This is a genomic window from Streptomyces fulvorobeus, from assembly GCF_013167895.1.
GTDB classification, from domain to species: Bacteria; Actinomycetota; Actinomycetes; order Streptomycetales; family Streptomycetaceae; genus Streptomyces; species Streptomyces fulvorobeus.
This window is the reverse complement of sequence record NZ_BLWC01000001.1, coordinates 3,611,912-3,635,540: the sequence shown is the minus strand read 5'-3', so window position 1 is coordinate 3,635,540 and position 23,629 is coordinate 3,611,912. Positions and strand designations below refer to the sequence as shown.

General features: G+C 70.2%; 24 protein-coding genes and 1 pseudogene. 12 read left to right on the top strand and 13 right to left on the bottom strand.

From position 1 onward, the window contains the following. Positions 1–65 precede the first annotated feature (65 nt). The gene (serC, locus tag Sfulv_RS16535; protein ID WP_173314690.1) at positions 66–1,184 is read left to right on the top strand and encodes a phosphoserine transaminase; all 1,119 of its coding nucleotides are present in this window, start codon (positions 66–68) and stop codon (positions 1,182–1,184) included. A gap of 121 nt (positions 1,185–1,305) precedes the next feature. Here serC and Sfulv_RS16530 read toward each other — a convergent pair whose 3' ends face one another. From Sfulv_RS16530 to Sfulv_RS16520, 3 genes are read right to left on the bottom strand one after another with little or no spacing between them, the layout of a single operon-like run. Continuing rightward, on the bottom strand, positions 1,306–1,722 hold the full coding sequence (locus Sfulv_RS16530) for a DUF4259 domain-containing protein (RefSeq protein ID WP_173314687.1): 417 nt from the start codon (positions 1,720–1,722) through the stop codon (positions 1,306–1,308). 13 nt (positions 1,723–1,735) lie between these two features. Continuing rightward, entirely contained in the window at positions 1,736–2,428 is a 693-nt protein-coding gene (locus Sfulv_RS16525) for a class I SAM-dependent DNA methyltransferase (protein WP_173314684.1), read from the bottom strand. An 11-nt stretch (positions 2,429–2,439) separates the two neighbouring features. After that, positions 2,440–2,952: a GNAT family N-acetyltransferase gene (locus Sfulv_RS16520; RefSeq protein WP_173314681.1), complete on the bottom strand. Its 513-nt coding sequence runs from the start codon at positions 2,950–2,952 to the stop codon at positions 2,440–2,442. 82 nt (positions 2,953–3,034) lie between these two features. On the opposite strand from Sfulv_RS16520, the gene Sfulv_RS16515 reads away from it, so the two are divergent. Beyond that, a complete protein-coding gene (locus Sfulv_RS16515; protein WP_371874673.1) occupies positions 3,035–3,163 on the top strand; it encodes a hypothetical protein in 129 nt (42 codons plus the stop codon). A gap of 10 nt (positions 3,164–3,173) precedes the next feature. Here the strand turns inward: Sfulv_RS16515 and Sfulv_RS16510 are convergent, their stop codons facing one another. Further along, positions 3,174–4,169, bottom strand: a complete 996-nt coding sequence (locus tag Sfulv_RS16510; RefSeq protein WP_173314678.1) for a WD40 repeat domain-containing protein — start codon at positions 4,167–4,169, stop codon at positions 3,174–3,176. A gap of 58 nt (positions 4,170–4,227) precedes the next feature. Between Sfulv_RS16510 and Sfulv_RS16505 the strand changes: the two genes are divergently transcribed. Then, positions 4,228–4,923, top strand: a complete 696-nt coding sequence (locus Sfulv_RS16505; protein ID WP_246353146.1) for a GDSL-type esterase/lipase family protein — start codon at positions 4,228–4,230, stop codon at positions 4,921–4,923. A 131-nt stretch (positions 4,924–5,054) separates the two neighbouring features. On the opposite strand, the gene Sfulv_RS16500 is transcribed toward Sfulv_RS16505, so the two are convergent. The 4 genes from Sfulv_RS16500 to Sfulv_RS16485 all read right to left on the bottom strand — a co-directional run bounded on the left by Sfulv_RS16500 (position 5,055) and on the right by Sfulv_RS16485 (position 8,357). Continuing rightward, positions 5,055–5,690 (bottom strand): TetR/AcrR family transcriptional regulator, encoded by a 636-nt coding sequence (locus Sfulv_RS16500; protein WP_256668955.1) that lies wholly within the window; start codon positions 5,688–5,690, stop codon positions 5,055–5,057. Positions 5,691–5,824: 134 nt separating this feature from the next. After that, positions 5,825–6,394 (bottom strand): DinB family protein, encoded by a 570-nt coding sequence (locus Sfulv_RS16495; RefSeq protein WP_173314669.1) that lies wholly within the window; start codon positions 6,392–6,394, stop codon positions 5,825–5,827. 253 nt (positions 6,395–6,647) lie between these two features. Continuing rightward, the gene (locus tag Sfulv_RS16490) at positions 6,648–6,923 is read right to left on the bottom strand and encodes a hypothetical protein (RefSeq protein WP_173310095.1); all 276 of its coding nucleotides are present in this window, start codon (positions 6,921–6,923) and stop codon (positions 6,648–6,650) included. Positions 6,924–7,457: 534 nt separating this feature from the next. Further along, positions 7,458–8,357 carry a radical SAM/SPASM domain-containing protein gene (locus Sfulv_RS16485; RefSeq protein WP_173314666.1) on the bottom strand — a complete coding sequence of 300 codons (900 nt, stop codon included), beginning with the start codon at positions 8,355–8,357 and terminating at the stop codon, positions 7,458–7,460. Positions 8,358–9,087: 730 nt separating this feature from the next. On the opposite strand from Sfulv_RS16485, the gene Sfulv_RS16480 reads away from it, so the two are divergent. The 3 genes from Sfulv_RS16480 (at position 9,088) to Sfulv_RS16475 (ending at position 11,091) form a co-directional block, all read left to right on the top strand. Further along, complete coding sequence (locus tag Sfulv_RS16480) at positions 9,088–9,924, top strand: helix-turn-helix transcriptional regulator (RefSeq protein WP_256668954.1); 837 nt, start codon at positions 9,088–9,090, stop codon at positions 9,922–9,924. Then, positions 9,840–10,304, top strand: coding sequence for an NsdA family TPR-like regulatory protein (locus tag Sfulv_RS31800; protein ID WP_503827470.1), 465 nt, complete (start codon positions 9,840–9,842; stop codon positions 10,302–10,304). The genes Sfulv_RS16480 and Sfulv_RS31800 overlap by 85 nt, the downstream gene beginning before the upstream one ends. 370 nt (positions 10,305–10,674) lie before the next feature. Beyond that, positions 10,675–11,091: an SSI family serine proteinase inhibitor gene (locus tag Sfulv_RS16475; protein ID WP_173314663.1), complete on the top strand. Its 417-nt coding sequence runs from the start codon at positions 10,675–10,677 to the stop codon at positions 11,089–11,091. Between the two features lie 24 nt (positions 11,092–11,115). On the opposite strand, the gene Sfulv_RS16470 is transcribed toward Sfulv_RS16475, so the two are convergent. Further along, the gene (locus tag Sfulv_RS16470) at positions 11,116–11,610 is read right to left on the bottom strand and encodes a cupin domain-containing protein (RefSeq protein WP_173314661.1); all 495 of its coding nucleotides are present in this window, start codon (positions 11,608–11,610) and stop codon (positions 11,116–11,118) included. 71 nt (positions 11,611–11,681) lie between these two features. Here Sfulv_RS16470 and Sfulv_RS16465 point away from each other — a divergent pair, with 71 nt between their 5' ends. From Sfulv_RS16465 to Sfulv_RS16455, 3 genes are all read left to right on the top strand, one after another. Continuing rightward, the gene (locus tag Sfulv_RS16465; protein WP_173314658.1) at positions 11,682–12,470 is read left to right on the top strand and encodes an SDR family oxidoreductase; all 789 of its coding nucleotides are present in this window, start codon (positions 11,682–11,684) and stop codon (positions 12,468–12,470) included. A 231-nt stretch (positions 12,471–12,701) separates the two neighbouring features. Continuing rightward, positions 12,702–14,678: a serine/threonine-protein kinase gene (locus Sfulv_RS16460; RefSeq protein WP_173314656.1), complete on the top strand. Its 1,977-nt coding sequence runs from the start codon at positions 12,702–12,704 to the stop codon at positions 14,676–14,678. Between the two features lie 104 nt (positions 14,679–14,782). Next, a complete protein-coding gene (locus tag Sfulv_RS16455) occupies positions 14,783–15,781 on the top strand; it encodes an aldo/keto reductase (protein WP_173314654.1) in 999 nt (332 codons plus the stop codon). Between the two features lie 258 nt (positions 15,782–16,039). Here the strand turns inward: Sfulv_RS16455 and Sfulv_RS16450 are convergent, their stop codons facing one another. Together Sfulv_RS16450 and Sfulv_RS16445 are read right to left on the bottom strand one after the other, a co-directional pair. Further along, positions 16,040–17,374 (bottom strand): MFS transporter, encoded by a 1,335-nt coding sequence (locus Sfulv_RS16450; RefSeq protein ID WP_173314652.1) that lies wholly within the window; start codon positions 17,372–17,374, stop codon positions 16,040–16,042. A gap of 90 nt (positions 17,375–17,464) precedes the next feature. Then, the gene (locus Sfulv_RS16445; RefSeq protein WP_173314650.1) at positions 17,465–17,905 is read right to left on the bottom strand and encodes a MarR family winged helix-turn-helix transcriptional regulator; all 441 of its coding nucleotides are present in this window, start codon (positions 17,903–17,905) and stop codon (positions 17,465–17,467) included. Positions 17,906–18,036: 131 nt separating this feature from the next. Here Sfulv_RS16445 and Sfulv_RS16440 point away from each other — a divergent pair, with 131 nt between their 5' ends. Continuing rightward, positions 18,037–18,252: a hypothetical protein gene (locus tag Sfulv_RS16440; protein ID WP_173314648.1), complete on the top strand. Its 216-nt coding sequence runs from the start codon at positions 18,037–18,039 to the stop codon at positions 18,250–18,252. Between the two features lie 40 nt (positions 18,253–18,292). On the opposite strand, the pseudogene Sfulv_RS16435 reads toward Sfulv_RS16440, so the two are convergent. After that, a pseudogene (locus Sfulv_RS16435) lies at positions 18,293–19,749 on the bottom strand (NCS2 family permease). Positions 19,750–19,975: 226 nt separating this feature from the next. Between Sfulv_RS16435 and Sfulv_RS16430 the strand changes: the two are divergent. Continuing rightward, a complete protein-coding gene (locus Sfulv_RS16430) occupies positions 19,976–20,269 on the top strand; it encodes an ABC transporter permease family protein (RefSeq protein WP_173314646.1) in 294 nt (97 codons plus the stop codon). A 30-nt stretch (positions 20,270–20,299) separates the two neighbouring features. After that, entirely contained in the window at positions 20,300–22,720 is a 2,421-nt protein-coding gene (locus tag Sfulv_RS16425; RefSeq protein WP_173314644.1) for an HAD-IC family P-type ATPase, read from the top strand. A gap of 9 nt (positions 22,721–22,729) precedes the next feature. On the opposite strand, the gene Sfulv_RS16420 is transcribed toward Sfulv_RS16425, so the two are convergent. Further along, entirely contained in the window at positions 22,730–23,587 is an 858-nt protein-coding gene (locus Sfulv_RS16420) for a DUF5707 domain-containing protein (protein WP_173314642.1), read from the bottom strand. Positions 23,588–23,629: the final 42 nt, after the last annotated feature.

Below are 23,629 nucleotides of genomic sequence, written 5' to 3'. Positions count from 1 at the left end.
GAGCACGCGTCTCACCGGACGGACAAGGTCCTCGGCCGTCCACCGGACCGACTACGCTCCGGCTCGTGGCCGACATCCAGATCCCCGCTGACATCAAGCCCGCCGACGGACGCTTCGGCGCCGGTCCCTCCAAGGTGCGGACGGAGGCGCTCGACGCGCTGGCCGCCACCGGCACCTCCCTCCTCGGTACGTCCCACCGCCAGGCTCCGGTCAAGAACCTGGTCGGCGAGGTACGTGACGGTGTGCGCAGCCTCTTCTCCCTCCCCGAGGGGTACGAGGTCGTCCTCGGCAACGGCGGCTCGACCGCCTTCTGGGACGTGGCGACGCACGGTCTGATCGACTCCAAGTCCCAGCACCTCAACTTCGGCGAGTTCTCCTCGAAGTTCGCCAAGGCCGCCAAGCTCGCCCCGTGGCTGGCCGACCCGACCGTCATCGCCTCCGACCCGGGCACGCACCCGGACCCGCGGGCCGAGGCGGGCGTGGACGTCTACGCCTTCACCCACAACGAGACCTCGACGGGTGTCGCCGCGCCGGTCGAGCGGGTCGCGGGCGCCGACGAGGGCTCCCTGGTCCTGGTGGACGCCACCTCGGGTGCGGGCGGCCTGCCCGTCGACATCACCGAGACGGACGTCTACTACTTCGCCCCGCAGAAGTCCTTCGCGTCGGACGGCGGCCTGTGGATCGCGGTGTTCTCGCCAGCAGCCCTGGACCGCGCCGCGCGCATCCACGCCTCGGGCCGCCACATCCCCGAGTTCTTCTCGCTGCCGACCGCGATCGACAACTCGCTGAAGAACCAGACGTACAACACCCCGGCCCTGGCCACGCTGTTCCTCCTGAACGAGCAGCTGAAGTGGATGAACACCCAGGGCGGCCTGGACTTCACCACGGGCCGCACCGCGCAGTCGGCGCGCAACCTGTACGGGTGGGCGGAGGAGTCGAAGCACGCGACGCCGTTCGTCACCGACCCGGCGAAGCGCTCGCAGGTCATCGGCACGATCGACTTCTCGGACGACATCGACGCCTCGGCGGTCGCGAAGGTGCTGCGCGCCAACGGCATCGTCGACACCGAGCCGTACCGCAAGCTGGGCCGCAACCAGCTGCGCGTGGCGATGTTCCCGGCGATCGACCCCTCCGACGTCCAGGCCCTGACGGCCTGCGTCGACTACGTGATCGAGAAGCTGTAGCGGTCACGCCCGCGAGAACGGCCCCGCACGCTCCGGCGCGCGGGGCCGTTCTGCTCCGCGCCCTCGCCTCCCCCGGCCGCGCCCGCCGCACCGGCCGGGAGGGACCGCTCTCACCCGGCCCTCAGACCACCGCCTCCGCCAGCACCTTCCGGAGCCCGGTGACGCCCGCCGCCCACTGCTCGCCCGCCCCCGCGCCGGCCCACAGCCCGGGGAGTTCGGAGTTCTCCCCCACCACCCGGTCCAGGGCACTCACGGCCAGGCCGCGCAGCTCCGGGTCGAGCGGGGGCAGCGGTTCGTCCGGCCCGTACGGGGTGGTCACCGGCGCTCCGCCCGGGCACTGGGCGGCGATCAGCGCGGCGGCGGCCACCGCCACCACGGCCTCCTCGGAGTCGAGGTACTCCTCGCGCCCCGTCCGTGTCACCGCCGTCAGAGCGTCCCGCAGCAGGGCCTCGCGCTTGTCGGACGGCGCGTCGTCCAGGCCACCGCCGAAGTCCGCCGCGGTGTCGTTGTCGAAGTGCCCGATGTCCCAGGTGCCCATGGTGAACTCCCCCTCAGTTGGTGCCCCCATCCTCGCGCGCACCACTGACAACCGGCTTCCTCGCCAGCAGGAACGCCTGCGGGATCTTCTCCGGGAAGTCGCTCCCGGTATCGGCCTCCCGGACCGTCCGGGCCGTGGGCGTCAGCCCCGCCCCGGCCAGCAGCCCGGCCACCCACTCCGGCCGGCGCCGCCGGAAGTCGAGGTCGACGTCCCGCCCCCACGCCTCCGTCAGGCGCAGCACCTCGTCACCCGCCTGGAATGCCAGCAGGAGGTGGCCGCCCGGGGCGAGCACCCGGTGGAACTCGGCGAACGCGCCGGGAAGCCGCTCGTCCGGCACGTGGATCGTGGAGTACCAGGCCAGCAGCCCGCCGAGGCCGCCGTCCGGGAGGTCGAGGCCGAGCATCGACCCCTCGTCGAACCGCAGACCGGGGTAGTGGCGCCGAGCCACGGCCAGCATCCCCGGGGACAGGTCGATGCCGAACACGTCGGCGCCGAGACCGTGCAGAAAGGCCGTCACCCGGCCCGTCCCGCAGCCCACGTCGGCCAGCGGGCCGCCGCCCCCGTTCCGTACGAGTTCGGCGAAGCCCGTCAGCAGGGCCCGGTCCATGGGCTTGGCGGCCAGTTCGTCCTGGAAGCGGGCGGCGTAGTCGTCGGCGAGGACGTCGTAGGAGGCCCGGGTGGCGCTCAGGAAGTCAGCAGTGGTCATGGACGCGCACCCTAGGGGCCCGGCGCTTGTAGGCGCCACCGCACCTCGCCGTCCTCCAGCACGCCGGTCGGCGCGAGCCCGGCCGCCGCCGCCACGGCGGCGGACGCGGCGTGACGCGGGTGGATGTGCGCCACGACCGTACGGACCGCTCCGCCGTCCAGCAGGTGCGTGACCAGGCCCTTCGCCGCCTCCCTCGCGTACCCCCGGCCCTGCCACCGGGTCCCCACCACCCAGGCCACCTCGGCCAGGGGACCGCGTACGGTCGCCTGCACATAACCGACCAGGCGGCCTTCGGCGCGCTCCCGGAGCACCCAGTTCCACCAGAGCTCGGCGGGGTCGGGCGATCCCGCGCTCTGGCGTTCGTACCGGGCCCGCAGCATGTCCTCGTCCTCCGGAGCGCCCCCGGTATAGGTGTGCAGCGCCGGGTCGAGGAGGACGGCGGCCATCTCCCGGGCGTGTCCGGCCTCCAGCGGCAGCGCGTCGAGGCGCGCGGTGGTGAGGGGTCGGGGTCCGTTGATCGGCATGAGGGGAGAGCGTAGGCCGTGCGGCGGCCCGGAGTGACGCGGCGGCCGGTCCGTGCGGCGACGGACGGGCTCCAAGGAGGACGTGCACGCCGCCAGGATGCTCTCTCGCGAGTACCCGGCCCCGCAAGGCGTTCTCGTCCCGCCGGCCCGCAGGTTCAAGCGGGACCGGACGCTCCGCTACGAGCTGCGCCCCCTCACCGACGAGGACTGAACCGGCGGGCTCAGCCGGCCCGGCGCCGCCTTCCCAGGACCAGCGCGCCGACCACCGCCGCGGCGACGACCGCGGCGCCGAGCGTGGCGCTCCCCTTCCGGCCGTCCTCCCCGCCGCCGGCCGGGCCGGTGCCCGCGGTACTCCCGTCCCCTGGCTTCCCCGAAGGCGGCGTACCACCGCCGCCCCCGCCTTCCGTGTCCACCCGCACCACACCGCTGCCCGTCCCCTCCGAGCCGAACATCAGCGCGGAGCCGTCCGCCGTGTACGTCACCGACTCGGCCTGTCCCTGGAACGGCGCGTCCACCCGGTCGTCGTCGCCCAGCCTGCCGTCCTCGAAGGCGTACCGGCGAGCGCTGAAGTAGGACCGCAGCACCAGGTGCCTGCCGTCCGGCGAGAACGCGCCGTCCGTCACCCACGGCACCTCGCCCACCCGCCGGAACACGTTGGTCCCTCCGGTGGAGAGCCGGGCGGGCCCCTCGTAGAGGCCGCCGCCGTCCTCGTTCTTCGAGGCGATGTAGACCCGCCCGGTCCTCGGGTGCACCATCATCGCCTCGGCGTCGCGCGCCCCGTCCGCGTACGTCACGTCGAACTGGGTCGCCCGCACCGTGGCGTCCCGCAGCCGCTTCGGCTCGGGGAGGCGGTAGATCCAGACATGGTCCCAGGACCCGTCGAGGTTGTCGCCGATGTCACCGACGTACAGATTCCCGTCCGGCCCGACCGAGACCGCTTCGACGTCCCGGGGCTCCCCCACCCCCCGCAGGGTGAGCGTCGCGACGGTCTTCCCGGTCCTGGAGTCGACGGCGTACAGGTAGGGGCCGTCCTCACTGTCGTTGTGCGTCCAGTAGACGCCCGGGTGGAGCCGGCTCGCGGCGAGGCCGCTGGACTCCGTGACCCGGGGGTCCTCGATCGTGAAGCTCTGGTCGGCCCCCTCGTCGGCCACGGCCGGGACCGCCCCCGTCAGGACGAGCAGGAGGGCGGCCCCGGCAGCAGTCAGATACGCACGCATGGCACAAGTGTCCACCGTCACGTCGCAGGCCGGAGCCGGGATCGGCAATGATTGCGCCATGCGTTTCCTCTGCGTCGGTGACTCCATGACCATCGGGAGCTCCGGCGACTTCACCTGGCGCTACCGCATGTGGCAGCACCTCGAAGCGACGATGCCCGGCGGCTACGAGATGGTCGGCCCCCGCACGGAGCTGTACGACGCCGGGGCGAACGCCCCCGTCGCCCACGCGTACGGCGACCCCGCCTTCCCTGTCGCCGCCCGCGGGCACCTGGCCGGGTGGGGTGAGGGCTGGCTCCACCTGGCACCGGCGATCGGGCGGGCGGTCGCGGCGGCCCGCGCCGACGTCCTGCTCGTCTCGCTCGGCCTGATAGACCTCGGCTTCTACACGGACTGCGAGCAGACCGCGGCGAACGCGAGGGCCTTCATCGCGGCGGCCCGCTCCGCGAACCCGCGGGTCAGGGCCGTGCTCCTCCCGGTGATCCCGAACATCCGCGCCGAGTCCGACGCCCTCTTCGCCGACGAGTGCGAGCGCTTCAACGTGCTCCTCGCCAAGGCCGTGGCCGACCTGGACGAGCCGGCGTCGCCCCTTCTGCTGGCCTCGCACCCCACGGCGTACGACATCCACGAGGACACCTACGACGGCACGCACCCCTGCCCCTCCGGGGAACACAAACTGGCCGCCGCCTTCGCGGACGCGATGCACCAGGCATGGGGCATGGGCGGTCCGTACGTGGCCGCGGAAGCCGCCGGGTGAGTGCTCCGGGCTGTGCGCGGCCCACCCGCGGCCCCCGGCGGCCGTTCGTACGGCGGGGTGGCTTCACGGACGGTCCTCGTTCCGCGTGCGGGGCGGGGGACCCGGTGCCACGGGGCGTGCCGGCCGCCGCCCTACTCGGTCGTCAGCAGCGTCAGCGCGAGGTGCGTCAGCTCGCCGGACACGTCCTGCGGCCTCGCCCGGCGGGGCCGGCGGCTGTGGTGGGCCATGAGTTCGTGGATCGTGTTGACCATGACGATGACGTCGGCCCTGTGGTCCGTGTTCACCGCCTCGCCGCGCCCCACCGCCCGCGCGGTCGCGGCGGTGTAGAACTCGACCCACGCCTCCCGCCAGCGGCGGCAGTGCTCGTCCACCGCCCGGCTGACACCCAGCACCTCGACGAACGCCACGCGCGCCTCGCGCGGGTCCCGTGTCACGGCGTCCACGTACGCGTCGAAGAGCCGCCGCACCCGTACCGGCGCGGTACACGTGTCGATGTCCACGGCGAGCTGGACGTTCTCCGCCGCGCGCATCCCGTTCGTGGAGACGCGGTTGTGCAGCGCGATCAGCAACCCCTCCGGGGACTCGTACTCCTCCCGGAACACGGCCTCGGCCACCCCGGCCTCCTCGCACAGGGCCTCGACGGACGTATGGGCGTACCCATACAGTCCGAACAACTCAAGCCCCGCTTCGAGCAGTCGTTCCCGCAGGCGCACCCGAAGCCGGTCCCCCGACGCTCCGGTCCGCTGCTTCAGCTTGGTGTCCGTCACCGATTCCTCCTCAGGCCAGGGGCACAGCAGAGGGGTTTCCCTCACCTCTGCCATCGATGCCGAGCCATTCTCCTCGCCCGGGGGACGAGTTCACCAATCCGCCACACCGGCGGACCGATGAACTCGACGCCGCGTCACTGACCCACCCGCCCGTCGACGCACTCCCGCAACAGGTCGGCCTGCCCGCAGTGCCGGGCGTACTCCTCGATCCTGTGCACCATCAGTTCACGGACCGCGACCCCGTCCCTCCCCAGGCGCTCGCCGAGATCGGGGTGTTCGGCCAGCACGGCGTCGGTCGCGGCCTGCTCGCGCTCCAGGGACGCGAACGCGGCGTCCACCTGAGCCTGTTCGGCGACCGCTCCGAGGAAGTCCGCGTCCCGTGCGCCGTAAAGCTTCGGCAGCGGATCGCCTTCGCTGATCCAGTTGCGCCAGTCCCGTTCCACCTCCGCGAGGTGCCGGACCAGGCCGAGCAGCGACATCGTCGACGGCGGCACCGACCGGCGGGCCAGCTGCTCCGCGTCCAGGCCCTCGCACTTCATCAGCAGGGTCAGGCGGTAGTCCCTGAGAAAGTCCAGCAGCGTGGCGAGCTCACCTTCCGTACCGCCGCCTTCGCTGTTACGGGGATCGTCGTCCGGGTCCACCCACATGTCGGGGTAGGTGGTGGCCCGGGTCCATCGTGCGGGCTGATCGCTCATGCGCGCCATGGTCGTCCGCGAAGACCCGGCCCGCCAGTGGTTTTGCGGGCCGCGCGGCCTCGAACCCCGCGCCGGACCCGGGGGCCGCGCCGGGCGCCGACCGTATGTGCGTTCGCCGGGTGGCACCGACGCCACCGGGGAGCCTGCCCCGCCGATCACCTCGGCCCCGCCCGTCCGGATGACCCGCGGGGCCGGGACTCGGCCAGGACGCCCAGAGTCAGTTCGTGCAGCAGCCCCGGACCTCGGTACCGGGGGGCCAGCGTTAGGCGGCGACGGTCTGCGGCGGCAGAAGGAAGAACATGCTGCGCTCGCCGATGCCGGAGCGGACGATCGGTCCGGCCTGGAAGTCGGTGAACTGCATGATCTCGTACGCGATCTGTTCGCAGAGCAGTCCGATCACCCGTACCGCGTCGAAGTGGATTCCGGCGTGCCGCAGGGCGTGCCCGGAGGCGGGGCCCCAGGCCGGTACCGGATCAAAGTGAACTTCGCTGTTCCATGCGCATAGCGTTGCGGCCGACACGTAACGTGACCAGCGCACATGCTCCGCGAGCAGCGGTGTAGGAAAGAGGTGCCCGTGAATCAAGGGAACCCTAGGTTCCCGCGAAGCCCTGACCTGGGGCTATGACCAGGCAGCAAAAAGCCCCGCCCATGCGCCACGGGGGACGGACGCACGGACGGGGCAGTCAAGGGCCTGACGGTCAGTGAGGGGCTTGTACGGGGGCGCTCTGTTCCCTCAGCTCAGACAACCGCCGCTGATACAGGGGGCCGATTGCGTGCGCACCCCTGGCCTTGCTCGGGGTGGCCTGTTCGATCAGGTGATGGGAAACCGCCCTGAGATGAGCGGCCCAAGCAATCACATGCTGTTGAGCCGTCCGCCCACATTCCTGCGGTTCACCGGGGAGACACAACGGGAGTTCCGGACCGAGCTTGTTCGCTGCGTGCCGGACGTACCGAGCGATGGTGAGCCATTCGCCCTCAGTCCGCCGAATGGCGTTGCCTTGCTCCTCCCATCCCCACGGGCCGAAGTCGTCCCCGTGATCGTCCATGTGTGCGCTCCCTCATGATCAGCGGATTAGGCCGGTGCAGCGATGGTAGCGGCGCTCTCCGCTTCTCTGGGGTCGCAGTGCCCGACCGAGGGAACGCAAGGACCGCAGGGGCCGCACATGGGCAGAAATTGCGGAGGAGTGCACGACTGGACGCCACCCTCGTGAACCGCTGTGATCTCGGCCGCAACGTCGGTCATCTGCGCCCCGCCCCAAATATCGGAGATCGGCATTTCCAGCACGTTGCCCATGGTCAGGAATCGACCGAGGACGCACGGCCAAACATCACCGGTCGGCCCGATGGCGCACTTCTCGTGGGCGCAGTGTCCGCACAGGTCTGCAATGGTCGGGGCAGCCCCATTACTTGCCCGTCCGAAAGCGCGGGTCCGGTCTCCGCCAACTGTGCCGACACCGAGCGTCGTAAGGTCCTGCGCCGCTTCCTGTACGCGCTGCCCGCCTCGCACGGCGACGACTCCACCCCGCAGTGGGATACCGAGCGCGAGCGCCTTTTGCACGTTGGCGCGTGTCTTCTTGTGTGCCCCTCGGAGTTGCGTCACCTGGTCGTGTTCCTCGGTGCTGTCCGAGTAGTACGACGTGGCGAGCTTGACGCCGTATTCCGTGAATGCGTCCCACAGTTCCGGGCGGATATGGGTCATGTTCGAGAACACCTCGATACCGAGGTCCCGCCCATGCGCATGCTTGATCAGCGCGGGCAGACTCGGGTAAAGCGTCGGCTCTCCGCCGATGAACTGAACGTCTACGGTGCCCATGTCGGCAAGCTGGTCAATCACGTTCAACCAGTCCTGCACGGCCATGGTTCCGTGCGTTCCCCTGGGCCCGCTGTCCGCGTAGCAGTGATCACAGAATTCGTTGCAGAGTCCTGTGATCTCGAGCCACGCGAATAAGAGTCGGTTGCCGGCAGCGCTCATAGCGTCTCCTTGAGACGGTGGGTGGTTGGTGCCCCGCCCCTGCCGAGATTCGAATGCGTGGGGAAACGAATTCGGATGTGTCCGGCAGGGGCGGAGACCAGAGGCGGCCGGTAGCGGCCAGCGTGAGAATCGCCGTACTGGACGCGGCGACCGTGAAGACGAATACGGACCACCCGAAACGACGTACGTACTTCACGGGTTCTCTTGGAGCTGCACGCAGTGGGGGCATTCGTCGGGGTGGAACGGCGACGGGGGATGCACCGGCCCCGGCAGGCAGACCACGCCAGACCGCATATCCAGCGCGCCGCCGTACTGGTCCCACCAACCCGCCGGTGAGTCCGCGTACGGCCCGTGCGGGTCGTCAATGAGGCTGACCAACTCAGGCTCTGGGAGAGCGCGCGCAGGACGCTCCTGCGCCTTCACGGGAACGCTCATGCGTGCACGTCCTTGAAATGCCGGGCAAGCCTGACGTTGCAGTCACTCACGCCGCTACCGTCACCGTTGGCCCGCGCTCGGTCCCGGTTGTGTGCGAGGTGGTCGCAGTGCGCGCACCCCGGTACGGGCTTGGGGTCCGGCTCCATGCCACAAGGGAGGTCAACGGCCCTGTCCTGTGTCGTCTGAGTGGCGGTCATCTCGTCCCCTTGGTTGGCGATCCGGCGTCCACACTCCGACCGAAATGAATCTCGGTCCAGCGGCCACGTGTCGGCCAACTGTCGGCCAGACTGGACACATGAGCAGCGAAATCGGGGCCAACATCCGGCGCGAGCGTGACCGCCTCAGATGGAGTCAGGCACGGCTGGCGCGTGAGGTGTGCCGGGCCGCCGGCATTGCAGGTGAGCCGGTCGGCCGTCAGGAGGTCAGCCGATGGGAGACAGGCAAGCGCACGCCCCGCGAATGGCTGCCGTTCCTCGCTGCCGCTCTGGGCGTGACCGTGGATACCCTCAGCACCCCTCAGAAGCCCGCTGTGCCCCCTTTGCCGACCCTGGCTGACTTCCTGCCCGAAGAGGACCCGCTAAGCCCGCTGGAAAGCCGTACAGGGCGTCGCGTCGGGATAGGCACCGTGGACGAACTACAGCAGCGCGTTCATGGGCTCAGGCTGGCTGATGACGTGCTGGCAGGTGGGGACCTGATCCGCCCGGCGCTCCGGGACCTTCGGCGCGTTGTGAAGCTGTACCGAGAGAGCACGCACACCAGCGACGTGGGGTGGCAACTCCTCAGACAAATCGGAGAGTTGGCACAGATTGCCGGATGGATTGCCAGTGACGCCGGGCAGCACGAAGAGGCAGAGCGCATTTACCGGCTAGGGATCAGCGCAGCGAGGCAGGCTGAGGACCACACCCTTGCCGGAAACCTCGCTGGATCGTTGGCCTACCAAATGAGCAACACAGGGCGGGAAGCCGAAGGGCTCATCTTGGCTCAGGCAGCGTTCCGGGACTCACAGGCCGAAGCCCCCCGAAAGCGCGCGCGCTGTATCTGGACCGTGTGGCGTGGGCTCACACGAAAGCCGGAGGAACGGAGAACGGGCAACAGGCTGTACGCGCGCTGGGGGAAGCTGGACAAGCTCTGAGCGAGGACAGCGAAGGTACGGAATCACCCGCCTACCTGTATTGGGTCGACGCCGGCGAACTCCGGGTCATGGAATCCCGGGTCTACACAGAGCTTCACCGACCCTTGCGCGCCGTGCCCTTGCTCCGGGAAGTCCTCAGCGGCTATGACGCCACGCATACCCGAGAAATGGCTCTTTACCTCTCTTGGCTGGCCGTGGCGCTGGCTGACGCCAACGAACCAGAAGAGGCGGCAGCCGTAGCCGAGCGGGTCATTTTCCTTGTAACTGACACACCGTCAGCAAGAGTGGCGGAGAGAGTGCGCGTCATTCTCGGTCGCTTGCAGAATTACGCGGACGTGCCGGAAGTCGCTGCCCTACTCGCTGAACACCCGGCAGCCTAGAAACACAGAAAGCCCCGTACCGGCCACCTCGGGACGGCATCGGATGACCCTTCTGTTCTTGGGGAGGAAGCGCACATCGTCGCACGCTCAGTGGGCGGGCCCCGGGCAGGAGGAATCGCAGAGGATCTGATCAACCTTCACTCAAATCTGATTCTCCTGTGCAGCAAAGACCATAAGCGGGTGGATGATCAGCCAGACCATTTCACTGTGGAGCGGCTCCGGCCAATCGAATCGGAACACGACACTTGGGTGCGTTCCAGGATTGATGCCGGGCGGGATCGCGCGGTTCTCGCCCGTCCATGGCTCGAACGCGACGATCCCCAGGTCCGGGCCGGGAGTGACGTGTTCACGGCCAGGTCGTTAACCGACCATGAACAAGCTCACCGCCGCGGTCGCGGCCGTTCTCCTCGGTACCGGCCTGGCCGGTACGGCCCACGCCTCCACCGCCGCCGCCCCCGGCCCCGCCCCCTCGATCGCCGTCGAGGAGGCCCAACTGGCCCTGACCGTCTCCGATGCCGAGGGGACCTGGTCCCGCGCGGTCCTGCTCACGTGTCCCGCTGCCGCCGTCCCCGGCCACCCCGACCCCGCAGCCGCCTGCGCCGATCTGACCCGGGCGGGCGGGGACCTCGACGCGCTGCCCGGCGATCCCCACTCGTGCACGAGGGAGTACGAGCCGGTCATCGCCCAGGTGAGCGGCGCCTACCGGGGCCGGCCCGTGGCGTGGAGCAGGACGTACCCCAACGCCTGTCTGCTGGACGCCGGGACCGGGAGCGTCTTCCGCTTCTGACCGCGAACGGCGCCGGACCCTTCCTCAGCGCCCCGTTCGCCGCTCCCCGCACCCGGCGCAGAACGCCGTCGCCACGCCCTCCGCGACCCGGCCGCACGACGGGCAGACCCGGTCCAGCATGCAGGGCGCCTCGCCGCCCTCGGCCAGGATTGCGGGGGCGGGCGGGGGCGTGACCGACAGGCCGGGGCGGCGGCGGTGGACCGTCAGGTACGACAGCCCTTCCGGGCCCGCAGCCAGGGCGCGGCGGGAGGTGCGGGGCAGCCAGGTGACCGTCGTCGGGGTGAGGTGCAGGGTGTCCCGGCCCGTCGTGAGACGGCCTGAGCCCGCGAGGACGACCACGAGCACGTCGAGGGTGTCCTCCTGGTGCTCGGCCACCTCCGCTTCCGCTGGCAGGTGCACCAGGTTGGCGTCCAGCTCCCTCCGCGTCTCGGCCAGGTGCCATACGGCGCCCCGGTCGCCCGGGGCGAGGGAGGCGAGCACGTCGTCGAGTACGGCCAGTACGCGGGGGGTGGCGGTCACGGCGTCCAGGCTACGCCCGGGTACCGCAAAGCAGTTGCGGCTCCCCGCGCCCTCGCGGATGATCACCTGCCGTGACCACCACCGGACTTCGTCGCCCCGTCGCCCTGATCACCGGCGTCGGACGTACCGTCGGCATCGGGGCCGGGATCGCCCGGCGGCTGGCCGCTTCCGGCTGGGACATCGCCTTCACCTACTGGACGCCGTACGACGAGCGCATGGCGTGGGGAGTCGAAGAGGGCGCCCCGAAGGCCGTGTCCGACGCGTTGGGCGCGTGCGGGGCGCGGTCCACCGCCGTGGAGGCGGACCTCTCGGACCCGGGCGCCCCGTCCAGGATCTTCGACGAGGTGGAGCGGTGTCTCGGCCCGGTCACCGCTCTCGTGCTCAGCCACGCCGAATCGGTCGATTCGGGGCTGCTGGACACCACGGTGGAGAGCTTCGACCGGCACTTCGCCGTCAACGCCCGCGCCACCTGGCTGCTGATCCGCGAGTACGGGCTCCGCTTCCGCGCGGGGGACACGAGCGGCGACGGGGGCGGGCGCGGCCGGATCGTCGCGCTCACCAGTGACCACACCGCCGGCAACCTGCCCTACGGGGCGAGCAAGGGCGCACTCGACCGGATCACGCTGGCCGCCGCCCACGAGCTCGCCCATCTGGGAGTCACCGCCAACGTGATCAACCCCGGCCCCGTGGACACCGGATGGATGACGCCGGAGACCCGGGAAGCCTGTCGCGCGGCCACGCCGCTCGGCCGCCTGGGCACTCCGCGGGACACCGCTCACCTGGTGGAGTTCCTGTGTTCTCCGCAGGGTCAGTGGGTCAACGGTCAGTTGTTGAAGAGCAACGGCGGGTTCGCTTCCTGACCTACGCGCCTCACCTCCTCGCGCCCCGCCTTCCCGCCCTCGCCCATCCCGCCGTGGCCGACCGGGGACAACCCGGTATCCGCTCGACCCGGCGGAAAAGAGGGGGCCGGAACCCACCCGGAGGACAGGGCCGTCCGGGTCGTTGCCGAATCGCAAGTCGCGGTAGGGCCTGCCGGTTTGGGTGTACGTCTACTGTGGGCCTGATCCACGAAGTGCACAGGGGGAGGTCGTATGCCCGGAGAGGACATGGCCGGTGGCGCTGCGGACACCGGTCCCGAGGAGTGGGCGGACGCCCGTCTCCGGGGCGGGGCCGACGCACAGGCGGCGCAGGACCCGCCCGAGACGGTCCGGCATACGGGTCCTCCCGCGCCGGGGATGGTGATCAACGCCCGCTACGAGCTGGTGGCCCCGGTCGGCCACGGCGGGATGGGCGAGGTCTGGAAGGCGTACGACACCAAGCTCCGCCGCTTCGTCGCGCTCAAAGGGCTCCTCGACCGGAACGCGATGACCGGCGCGTCGCAGGCCGAGGCGATGGCGCGGGCGCGGCGCGAGGCGCAGGCCATCGCCAAGATCGAGCACCCGAACGTGGTGACGGTCCACGACCAGGTGGAGACCGACAGCCAGGTGTGGATCGTGATGAAGCTGCTCGACGCCAGGAGCCTGGCGGAGGTGCTGCGGAGCGAGGAGACGCTCACCGTGCCGAGGGCGGCGCGCATCGGGCTCCAGATCCTCCAGGGCCTCCGTGCGGTCCACGCGGCGGATGTCGTCCACCGGGACGTGAAGCCGCACAACGTGGTGGTCGGCGAGGACGGGCAGGCGATCCTCGTCGACTTCGGCATAGCCACCTTCGACGGTGCGCTGGCGGTCACCCAGGCGGGGGCGGTCATCGGCACGCCCGAGTACCTGGCGCCCGAGCTCTTCGACTCCTCGGCGCACGGGCCCCGTACGGCCACACCCGCGTCGGACCTGTGGGCGCTGGGCGTGACGCTGTACGAGATGACCGAGGGCCGCACCCCCTTCCCGGGGCCGAACGCGTGGGAGGTGCAGGTCACCATCGACACGTCCCCGGTGCCGCCCTTCCAGTACGCCGGCCCCCTGGCCCCGGTCATCGAGGGGCTGCTGACCAGGGACCCCCGGCAGCGTCTGAACGCGCCCGAGGCCGAGGCGATGCTCCAGCGGCTCCTGGACCCGAGGGCCGCGATCGCACCCACCCCGTCCGCGCCACCGCCGGAGCCGGACCCGGTGCCGGTCAGGCGCCGTGCGCCGCGCGGCCGCAGGGCGGGAGCGCTGGCGCTGGGTGCCGTCCTGCTGGCCGGGGCCGGCTGGTTCGCCCTGCCCCTGCCGGGTGACGACCCGGACGAGAAGGACGGCAAGCGGGCCGGGTCGGGCGGGAGCGGCACGCGGGAGCGGTGGAAGGACACCCATCCCCTCCTGAAGATCGGCGTCAAGGACGATCAGCCGGGGCTGAGCAAGTTCGACCCGAAGACCCGCACGTACGCGGGGTACGACATCGACCTGGCCTACGAGATCGCCGAACGCATGGGCTACGCGCGTGACGAGGTCGACTTCACCACCGTCGCCACCGACTACCGGAGCACCGCTCTCAAGGTGAAGCTGGTGGACCTCGTCATCGCCTCGTACAGCATCACCGAGGAGCGCAAGACCGCGCCGCCCACCGGCTACAGCGTCGACTTCGCGGGTCCCTACTTCGAGGCGAGCCGGGGGTTCCTGGTGCGCGAGAAGTCGAGCAGGTACGACATCGAGGACACCAGTGACCTCCAGACGCTCCAGGTCGAGGTGTGCACCGCCCGGGACTCCACGTACGAGAAGTGGCTGCCGGAGGCCGGGTTCAAGCTGGTCGAGTCACCGCCCAACACCTACCAGGACTGCCTGGACAAGCTGCTGGACAGGTCCTCGGACATCTACGCGGTGGCCACGGACGACGTGATCCTCGCCGGGTACGTGAAGGAGAACCCGGGCAAGGTGCGCCAGCTGGAGAACGTCGGGGGCGCGGAGGGCTACGGCGTGGGCATGCGCCCCAAGTCGCCGCTCCTCAAGAGCGAGGTGTGCGCCTCCCTGAAGGACATCATGTCCGGCCAGGTCTGGGAGGACCTGTACCGGAAGAACCTCTCCCCGCTCACGGACCGGAAGAACCCGCCCGGTCTGCCGGACCTGACCGAGTGCGAGGTCCAGAGCGCAGGTCCATAGGTGGCTCACCACGGCGGCCGCAGGTGAATCCTTCCGGATGTGACCTTCCGCGCCCGGCGCCGCCTCTTGCTTCGAGCGCGCTCGAAGGCGTTGGCTTGGGTGTCATGAAGTACACGCAGCTCGGACGCACGGGACTCAAGGTCAGCCGACTCGTCCTCGGGACGATGAACTTCGGACCGCAGACCAACGAGTCCGACAGCCACGCCATCATGGACTCCGCCCTGGAGGCGGGAGTCAACTTCTTCGACACCGCCAACGTGTATGGGTGGGGGGAGAACAAGGGACGCACCGAGGAGATCCTCGGCACCTGGTTCGCCGGGGGCGGTGACCGCCGCGACAAGGTCGTCCTCGCCACCAAGGTCTACGGGAACATGGCCGCCGCGGACGGGGACGCGTGGCCGAACCACGACAAGCTCTCCGCGCTCAACATCCGCCGGTCCGTCGAGGCCAGCCTCAAGCGGCTCCAGACGGACCACATCGACCTGTACCAGTTCCACCACATCGACCGGTCGACCCCGGTCGAGGAGATCTGGCAGGCCATCGACGTACTGATCCAGCAGGGCAAGATCCTGTACGCGGGTTCGTCGAACTTCCCCGGCTGGGGGATCGCCCAGGCGAACGAGACCGCCAGGCGGCTCGGTTCGTACGGCCTCGTCAGCGAGCAGTGTATCTACAACCTGATGCAGCGCGGCGCCGAGATGGAGGTCATCCCGGCCGCGCAGGAGTACGGCCTCGGTGTCATCCCGTGGTCGCCGCTGCACGGCGGGCTGCTCGGCGGCGCGATCCGCAAGGAGCGCGAGGGCGGGGGCGCCCGGTCCACCTCGGGGCTCTCCGGTGAGGCGCTGGCCGACCCGAAGGTGCGGGCGCAGATCCAGGCGTACGAGGATCTGCTCGACAAGCACGGCCTCGAACCCGGCGAGGTCGGTCTGGCCTGGCTGCTGACCCGGCCGGGCGTGACGGGGCCGATCAGCGGCCCGCGCACGCAGGAGCAGCTCGACTCGGCTCTCCGCGCGATCGAGCTGGAGCTGCCGGACGAGGTGCTGGCCTCACTGGAGGAGATCTTCCCCGGCCCGGGACCGTCCCCGGAGAACTTCGCCTGGTAGCCGGTGGCAGGCAGCCGGCGCGACCAGTAGTCAGTGCGGCCGTGGCGGCCGTCCTCGTTCATCCTCCGAGGGCGGCCGCCACGGCGACGACGAGGAACATGAGCACGAGTACGGCGGCCATGATGCGGTTTCTGGTCTTCGGGTCCACCCACCGAGCGTAACCGCCCCGCCGGGCGCCCCGGCGCCGAGGCCGCCCACGACAGGTCCGCCGCCCTCCTCCCCAGGTCGTCCCCGCGGGAGGAGGGCGCTTCCACGTGCTCAGGCCGCCGTCGCCAGCTGCTCGCGCGGGACGAACCGTACGTGCGGGTGGCCCGGGCGCAGGTCGACCTTGAGGCGCAGGCCGCCCACGCGGGCCAGGGCGAAGCCCACGCCCAGGGCGGCGAGCAGCGAGAAGACGCCGCCGGCCGCCATGCCCGTCCGGACCCCGTAGGCGTCGCTGATCCAGCCGACGATCGGGGCGCCCACCGGCGTACCCCCGGCGAAGACCATCATGTAGAGGCTCATCACCCGGCCGCGCATCGCGGGATCGGCGGCCATCTGGACGCTCGTGTTCGCGGTGATGTTGGTGGTCAGGCCGAGCATGCCGATCGGGACCAGCAGCAGCGAGAACATCCAGACGGACGGGGACAGGGACGCGGTGATCAGCAGCAGGCCGAACGCGCTGCCCGCGACCACCAGCATCCGCAGCCGGGTGGAGCGGCGGCGGGCGGCGAGGAGGGCTCCGGCGAGCGAGCCCAGGGCCATCAGGATGTTGAAGAACGAGTACATCCCGGCGCCGCCGTGGAAGATCTCGTCCGCGAAGGCCGACAGCCAGATGGGGAAGTTGAAGCCGAACGTGCCGACGAAGCCGACCAGGACGATCGGCCAGATCAGCTCCGGGCGGCCCGAGACGTACCGCAGGCCCTCTCTCAGCTGGCCCTTGGCGCGGGGCACGGTGACCGACGCGTGCATCTCGTCCGCCCGCATCATCAGCAGGCAGACGAGCGGGGCCAGGAACGAGAGCCCGTTGAACATGAAGGCCCAGCCGCTGCCGACCGTCGTGATCAGGACGCCCGCGACGGCGGGGCCGATCAGCCGGGCGGACTGGAAGTTGGCGGAGTTCAGGCTGACCGCGTTGCGGAGCTGCGCGGGGCCGACCATCTCGGAGACGAACGTCTGGCGGGCCGGGTTGTCGACCACGGTGACCATGCCGAGCAGGAAGGCGATCAGGTAGACGTGCCAGACCTCGACCGCGCCCGAGAGCGTCAGGGCGGCCAGCGCGAGACCGCACAGGCCGAGCATGGCCTGGCTGACGAGGAGGATCTGCTTCTTCGGGAGGCGGTCGGCGATGACACCGCCGTACAGACCGAACAGGAGCATGGGGAGGAACTGCAGCGCCGTCGTGATGCCTACGGCGGTGGCGGACCCGGTGAGGCTCAGGACGAGCCAGTCCTGCGTGATGCGGGACATCCAGGTACCGGTGTTGGAGATCACGGCGCCCGTGGCGAACAGGCGGTAGTTACGGATCTTCAGCGACGAGAAGGTCCCGCCGGTCTTGCTCTCGTGGGTGGAAGTCGGTGCGGGGGCGGAGTCTGCTCCGGATCCCGTACTCAAAAGGGTTCGCCTCCTCGGGTGTGTACGGCGTTCTGCGTGACGGGGACGTGACTGCGGGCGCTCCGGCGGTGGACCGGGGCGCCCGTGGGGTCACAGGTGGGCGAGCTTCTCCAGTACGGGGGCCGCGGCCCTGAGCGTCGCCCACTCGTCCTCGTCCAGGCCGTCGACGAGATGGGTGAGCCAGACGTTCCGCTTGGCGCGGCTCTCTTCGAGCATGGCTTCCGCCTGCTCGGTCTGGCTGACCATCTTCTGCCGACGGTCATCGGGGTGCGGTTCCAGCCGGACCAGTCCCTTGGCTTCCAGCAGCGCGACGATGCGGGTCATCGACGGAGGCTGTACGTGCTCCTTGCGGGCCAGCTCACCGGGGGTGGCGGAACCGCAGCGGGCGAGAGTGCCGAGCACCGACATCTCGGTGGGGCTCAGCGACTCGTCGACTCGCTGGTGCTTCAGGCGGCGGCTCAGCAGCATCACGGCGGAGCGGAGGGAGCTCACGGCGGCCGCACTCTCGCCGTCGTGGATCGGGTCAGGCATGTTCGTTAGCGTAACTCATTACCTACGCTAAAGACCACTTGGCCGTACGCAAACAAGACACTGCTCACCCGAACGAGTGAGACCGCTCCGCAAAGTGACGCGAGAGGCTCGCGGCCGTAACCCTGCTTCCCATGGGATCGACAGTGCTCAGCCTGCGGATGGACGGTGAGCTGCTCGACCGGCTCCGGCGCCATGCCGCCAGACGGGGAATGAGCGTCCAGGACTACGTGGTCCGCACGCTCGTCCGCGACGATTTCGACGAACGCTTCATGGCGGCCGTCGACGAGACGGAGAAGTTCTACGGGGCGGACCCGTGCCCCGTAAACCCGGGCGACCGGGTCACGTAGCGCGAATCCGCCCCGCAGGGGGTGCGGCGAGGAGTGCCCGTCACGTCAGGCCGAGCGCCGGCATCGCGTAGTAGAAGACGAAGACCGCCGAGACCACGTACATGGCCACCGGGACCTCACGGCCCCGTCCGGCCGCCAGGCGCAGCACGCAGAAGGCGATGAAGCCGACGCCGATGCCGTTGGTGATCGAGTACGTGAACGGCATCATCATCATCGCGAGGAACGCCGGGACCGCGAGCGTGTAGTCGCTCCAGTCGATGTCCCGTACCGAGCCCGCCAGGATCAGGAATCCGACCGCGAGCAGGGCGGGCGTCGCCGCCTGCGACGGGACCATGGTCGCCAGCGGCGTCAGGAACAGCGCCACCGAGAACAGCAGACCGGTCACGACGCTCGCCAGCCCGGTGCGGGCTCCCTCACCGACGCCTGCCGTGGACTCCACGAAGCAGGTGGACGCCGACGAGGAGCTCGCTCCGCCGGCGGCGACCGCGATGCCGTCGACGAGCAGCACCTTGTTGATGCCGGGGAAGTTGCCGTCCTTGTCCATCAGCTCCGCCTCGTCGCCGACACCGAGGATGGTGCCCATCGCGTCGAAGAAGCAGGAGAGCAGCACGGTGAAGACGAACAGCGCGCCGGTGAGGTAGCCGACCTTCGCGAAGCCGCCGAAGAGGCTGACCTGGCCGATCAGCCCGAAGTCCGGCGAGGCCACCGGGTTGCCCGGCCACTCGGGGACGGTGAGCCCCCATGCCTGGCCCGGCAGGTCCGCGAGCGCCTCGATGACCAGCGCGACGGCCGTCATGGCCACGATGGAGATCAGGATCGCGCCCGGCACCTTGCGCACGATGAGCGCGAGCGTCAGCAGCGAGCCGAGGACGAAGACCAGCACCGGCCAGCCGTTGAGGTGGCCGTCGCCGCCGAGCTGGAGCGGCACCGTGGTGTGGGCGAGGTCGGGGATGCGGGAGACGAAACCCGAGTCGACCAGGCCGATCAGCATGATGAAGAGGCCGATACCGATCGCGATGCCCTTGCGGAGCGACTTCGGTACCGCGTTCATCACGCGCTCCCGCAGCCCGGTCGCGACCAGGAGCATCACGACGACGCCCGCCAGGACGACCATGCCCATGGCGTCAGGCCAGCTCATCCGGGGGCGAGCTGGAGGGCGACGACGGTGTTGACGCCGAGCCCGGCGGCGAGCGCGATCGGCACGTTGCCGATGACGCCCATCAGGAGCGTGGAGAACGCGGCGGTCAGCACGGTGGCGGTGACCAGCTGGCCGTTGTCGAGCTGGTTGCCGTACATGTCCTTCGCGCTGCCCAGGATGATCGGGTTCAGCACGATGATGTACGCCATCGCGAAGAAGGTGGCGAATCCGCCACGGACCTCGCGGGCGACCGACGACCCCCGCTCGGAGATCTTGAAGAACCGGTCCAGGCCGCCGTGCGGCTGCGGAGCCGGCGGCTGCTCGGAGTCGACCGGAGCGGTGGCCGAGGGGGCATGGATGACCTCAGTCGTACGTAGGAGAAGGCACGGGACACACGGGACGAGGAAAAAAAGCGAAGGGCCGCTGCTCGCCTTTGGACGATCCGACGAATGATTCGAGACAGTCCCAGGCGGATTCAGTATGAATATATAAGTCGAAGATCGCTATCTCCGCGCGTAGACCCCTGGGCCGACTGCCCGCAGGCGGCCCGGCACCACCCGCACAGCAGCCCCCTAGACTGAGCCCATGGAGAAGTGGACACCGAAACACGAGGCGCCCGAGCCCCTGGAGGGCCCCGTCGTCGCCACCGTCACGGGCGGCACGATCCTCTGGTTCGTCCTCTTCCTCGTCCAGCTGCCCTTCTACGGCTGGTTCGACGACCGCGGACACACCTGGTGGATCTGGACCCCGCTCGCCGGTGCCGGCCTCGGCCTGATCGGCATCTGGTACGTACGGGGCCGTGAGGCCGCCCTCACCCGCGAGGCCGCCCGCGCGCACGCGGGTGCCGGGGACGCGGAAACCGGCCCGTCCGGGGGGTGAACCGGGCGTTCCGCCCTTACGGTCGGAACCATGACGCAGCGCATCGACGCCGGCTCGGAACTCGACCCCGTACACCCGATGCGGCCACCCGTGTCGGCCCACCGGGCGCACGGCCTGACGGCGGCCGAGGTCGCCGAACGGATCGCGCGGGGCGAGGTGAACGACGTACCGGTGCGCTCCTCGCGCTCCGTCACCGAGATCGTCCGCGCCAACGTCCTCACCCGCTTCAACCTGATCATCGGCGTGCTCTGGGCGATCATGCTGTTCGTCGCGCCGATCCAGGACAGCCTCTTCGGCTTCGTGATCATCGCGAACACCGGTATCGGCATCGTCCAGGAGTGGCGTGCCAAGAAGACCCTCGACGGCCTGGCCGTCATCGGCGAGGCGAAACCCACCGTGCGCCGCGACGGGACAGCCGCCGAGCTCTCCACCTCCTCGATCGTCCTGGGGGACGTCATCGAGCTGGGCCCCGGTGACAAGGTCGTCGTGGACGGCTCCGTCGCGGAGGCCGACGGCCTGGAGGTCGACGAGTCGCTGCTCACCGGTGAGGCCGACCCGGTACTCAAGCACCCCGGCGACCAGGTGATGTCCGGAAGCTTCGTCGTGGCGGGCGTCGGCGCGTTCACCGCGACCAAGGTCGGCCGCGAGGCGTACGCCGCCCAGCTCGCCGAGGAGGCGTCCCGCTTCACGCTCGTACGCTCCGAGCTGCGCAGCGGGATCTCCACCATCCTCAAGTACGTCACCTGGATGATGGTGCCGACCTCGGTGGGCCTGATCATCAGCCAGCTCGTCGTCGAGGGCGACGACTTCAAGGACTCGGTGGCCCGGACCGTGGGCGGGATCGTCCCGATGATCCCCGAGGGCCTGGTCCTGCTCACCTCCGTCGCCTTCGCGATCGGTGTCGTACGCCTGGGCCGCAAGCAGTGCCTCGTCCAGGAGCTCCCCGCCATCGAGGGGCTCGCCCGGGTAGACGTGGTGTGCCTCGACAAGACCGGCACGCTCACCGAGGGCGGCATGGACGTCTCGGGGACCCGGCCGCTCAACGGCTGCGACGAGGCGTACGTCAGGCAGGTGCTCGGCGCTCTCGGCGCTTCCGACCCCCGGCCCAACGCCAGCCTCCAGGCGGTCATCGACAGCTACCCGCAGGACGGCGGGTGGCGGTGCACCGGGACGCTGCCCTTCTCATCGGCCCGCAAGTACAGCGGCGCCGCGTTCGACGAGGGCGGCGGGCGGAGCTCGGCCTGGCTGCTCGGCGCACCCGACGTGCTGCTCCCCGGGGACGACCCGGCGCTCACCGAGATCGACCACCTCAACGAGCAGGGGCTCCGGGTGCTGCTCCTCGCACGGGCGGCCGGCGCGCTGGACGCCCCCGGCGTCGCCGAGGGGGCGGAGCCGGCCGCGCTCGTGGTGCTGGAGCAGCGGCTGCGTCCCGACGCCCGGGAGACGCTGGCCTACTTCGCCGAGCAGCACGTGGCGGTGAAGATCATCTCGGGCGACAACGCCGTCTCGGTCGGCGCGGTCGCCCGCAAGCTCGGCCTCGCGGGCGCCGAGCACACCCTGGACGCCCGCCGGCTGCCCGCCGACCGCGAGGAGATGGCGGCGGCCATGGAGCGGAACGCGGTCTTCGGACGGGTCACCCCGCAGCAGAAGAGGGACATGGTCGCCGCCCTCCAGTCACGCGGCCACACGGTCGCGATGACGGGCGACGGCGTCAACGACGTCCTCGCGCTGAAGGACGCGGACATCGGCGTCTCGATGGGCTCGGGTTCGGAGGCGACCCGTGCGGTGGCCCAGATCGTGCTGCTGAACAACAGCTTCGCGACCCTGCCGTCCGTCGTGGCCGAGGGCCGCAGGGTCATCGGCAACATCACCCGTGTCGCCACGCTGTTCCTGACGAAGACCGTCTACTCGGTGCTGCTGGCGGTCCTGGTCGTCTGCTTCCAGGTGGAGTACCCGTTCCTGCCCAGGCACCTGACGCTGCTGTCGACGCTCACGATCGGCGTACCCGCGTTCTTCCTGGCCCTGGCCCCGAACAAGGAGCGGGCCCAGCCGGACTTCGTACGCCGGGTGATGCGGTACGCGGTTCCCTCCGGCGTCATCGCGGCGGCGGCCACCTTCACCACGTACCTGGTGGCGCGGCACCACTACGCCGGGACCGGCGCCCTCAGCGCCGAGACGAGCGCGGCGACACTCACGCTGTTCCTCGTCTCGATGTGGGTGCTGGCGATCATCGCCCGCCCGTACACCCCGTGGCGGCTCTGCCTGGTCGCCGCGATGGGAGGGGGGTTCCTGCTCGTCCTGGCCGTGCCGTGGCTCCAGGACTTCTTCGCCCTGAGGCTGGTGGGCGCGTCCATGCCGTGGACGGCTGTGGGGATCGCGGCGGTCGCGGCGGCTGCCCTCGAATGCGTCTGGCGACTGGTCAGCCGCCGCTATCCCGCTCAGGTGTGGTGACCCGGCCGACTAGCGCACGTCGACGTAGTCACCGGCGGCCGAGACGGCCGGGGTGGTGGACGTACCCGCGAACGAGTAGCGCCAGTAGCCGTCCGCCGACGCCGTGACCGAGGTCTTCAGCGAGCCGGTGGAGCTGGACGTGACGGTCTTGACCGTCGTGTAGGTGGAGGTGCCCACCTTGCGGAACTGGAGCTTCACGGGCTGCTGGGTGTAGCCCAGGTAGGTGCCGGTGTTCCAGTTGGCGCGCGTCAGGGCGCCGGTGACCGTGAGGGCCTTGCCCTTCGCGACGGGCTCGGGGCCGGCGTTGACCGTCAGCTTCGAGAAGCGCTGGAGGTAGGTCTTGGAGATGTAGTCGCTCTCCCCGATCTGCCCGTCCCTGGACACCACGGCGGCGCCCACCTTCCAGGTGCCCGCGTTCGTGTTGTACAGCTCCGCCGGGTCGAAGGTGACGGTCATCCGGCACGTCGTGGTGGTCGCGTTGTCCTCGGCGCAGACGGCGTTCTCCTCGTCCTGGAGGATGCCGTAGCTGTTCGGGTCGTCGATGCTCGCGCCGTTCCAGACGTATCCGAAGATGTCGTACACGCCGCTCGGGTGGGTGGCCGTGATGGCCAGGCTGTACCTCTGCTTCGACTTCGTACCGACGACGACCGGCTTGCCGCCGTTGACGACGGCCTTGGTGAAGACCGGGAGCTCCTCGGCCGCGGCGGAGGAGCTCGAACCGGCGAAGCGCTCGGCGCCGGCCTTCGGCATCGAGAGTTTGTGGTCGTTGGACCACGTGCGGCCGTCGTCGGCCTGCGCGGCCGGGACGACGAGGGCGGACAGAGCCAAGGCGCCGGAAACAGCGGCAACGGTGGCACGAATACGCATGTGTTCCCCAGTGGAGAAAGGGGTCCCGCGGTCTGTGGCTCA

Bases quoted from the DNA above. Each gene is read 5' to 3' on its own strand.
- Sfulv_RS16530 (WP_173314687.1), bottom strand. From the start codon at position 1,722: ATGGGCACCTGGGACATCGGGCACTTCGACAACGACACCGCGGCGGAC.
- Sfulv_RS16525 (WP_173314684.1), bottom strand. From the start codon at position 2,428: ATGACCACTGCTGACTTCCTGAGCGCCACCCGGGCCTCCTACGACGTC.
- Sfulv_RS16520 (WP_173314681.1), bottom strand. From the start codon at position 2,952: ATGCCGATCAACGGACCCCGACCCCTCACCACCGCGCGCCTCGACGCG.
- Sfulv_RS16510 (WP_173314678.1), bottom strand. From the start codon at position 4,169: ATGCGTGCGTATCTGACTGCTGCCGGGGCCGCCCTCCTGCTCGTCCTG.
- Sfulv_RS16505 (WP_246353146.1), top strand. From the start codon at position 4,228: ATGCGTTTCCTCTGCGTCGGTGACTCCATGACCATCGGGAGCTCCGGC.
- Sfulv_RS16495 (WP_173314669.1), bottom strand. From the start codon at position 6,394: ATGGCGCGCATGAGCGATCAGCCCGCACGATGGACCCGGGCCACCACC.
- Sfulv_RS16485 (WP_173314666.1), bottom strand. From the start codon at position 8,357: ATGAGCGCTGCCGGCAACCGACTCTTATTCGCGTGGCTCGAGATCACA.
- Sfulv_RS16480 (WP_256668954.1), top strand. From the start codon at position 9,088: ATGAGCAGCGAAATCGGGGCCAACATCCGGCGCGAGCGTGACCGCCTC.
- Sfulv_RS16475 (WP_173314663.1), top strand. From the start codon at position 10,675: ATGAACAAGCTCACCGCCGCGGTCGCGGCCGTTCTCCTCGGTACCGGC.
- Sfulv_RS16460 (WP_173314656.1), top strand. From the start codon at position 12,702: ATGCCCGGAGAGGACATGGCCGGTGGCGCTGCGGACACCGGTCCCGAG.
- Sfulv_RS16455 (WP_173314654.1), top strand. From the start codon at position 14,783: ATGAAGTACACGCAGCTCGGACGCACGGGACTCAAGGTCAGCCGACTC.
- Sfulv_RS16445 (WP_173314650.1), bottom strand. From the start codon at position 17,905: ATGCCTGACCCGATCCACGACGGCGAGAGTGCGGCCGCCGTGAGCTCC.
- Sfulv_RS16440 (WP_173314648.1), top strand. From the start codon at position 18,037: ATGGGATCGACAGTGCTCAGCCTGCGGATGGACGGTGAGCTGCTCGAC.
- Sfulv_RS16430 (WP_173314646.1), top strand. From the start codon at position 19,976: ATGGAGAAGTGGACACCGAAACACGAGGCGCCCGAGCCCCTGGAGGGC.
- Sfulv_RS16425 (WP_173314644.1), top strand. From the start codon at position 20,300: ATGACGCAGCGCATCGACGCCGGCTCGGAACTCGACCCCGTACACCCG.
- Sfulv_RS16420 (WP_173314642.1), bottom strand. From the start codon at position 23,587: ATGCGTATTCGTGCCACCGTTGCCGCTGTTTCCGGCGCCTTGGCTCTG.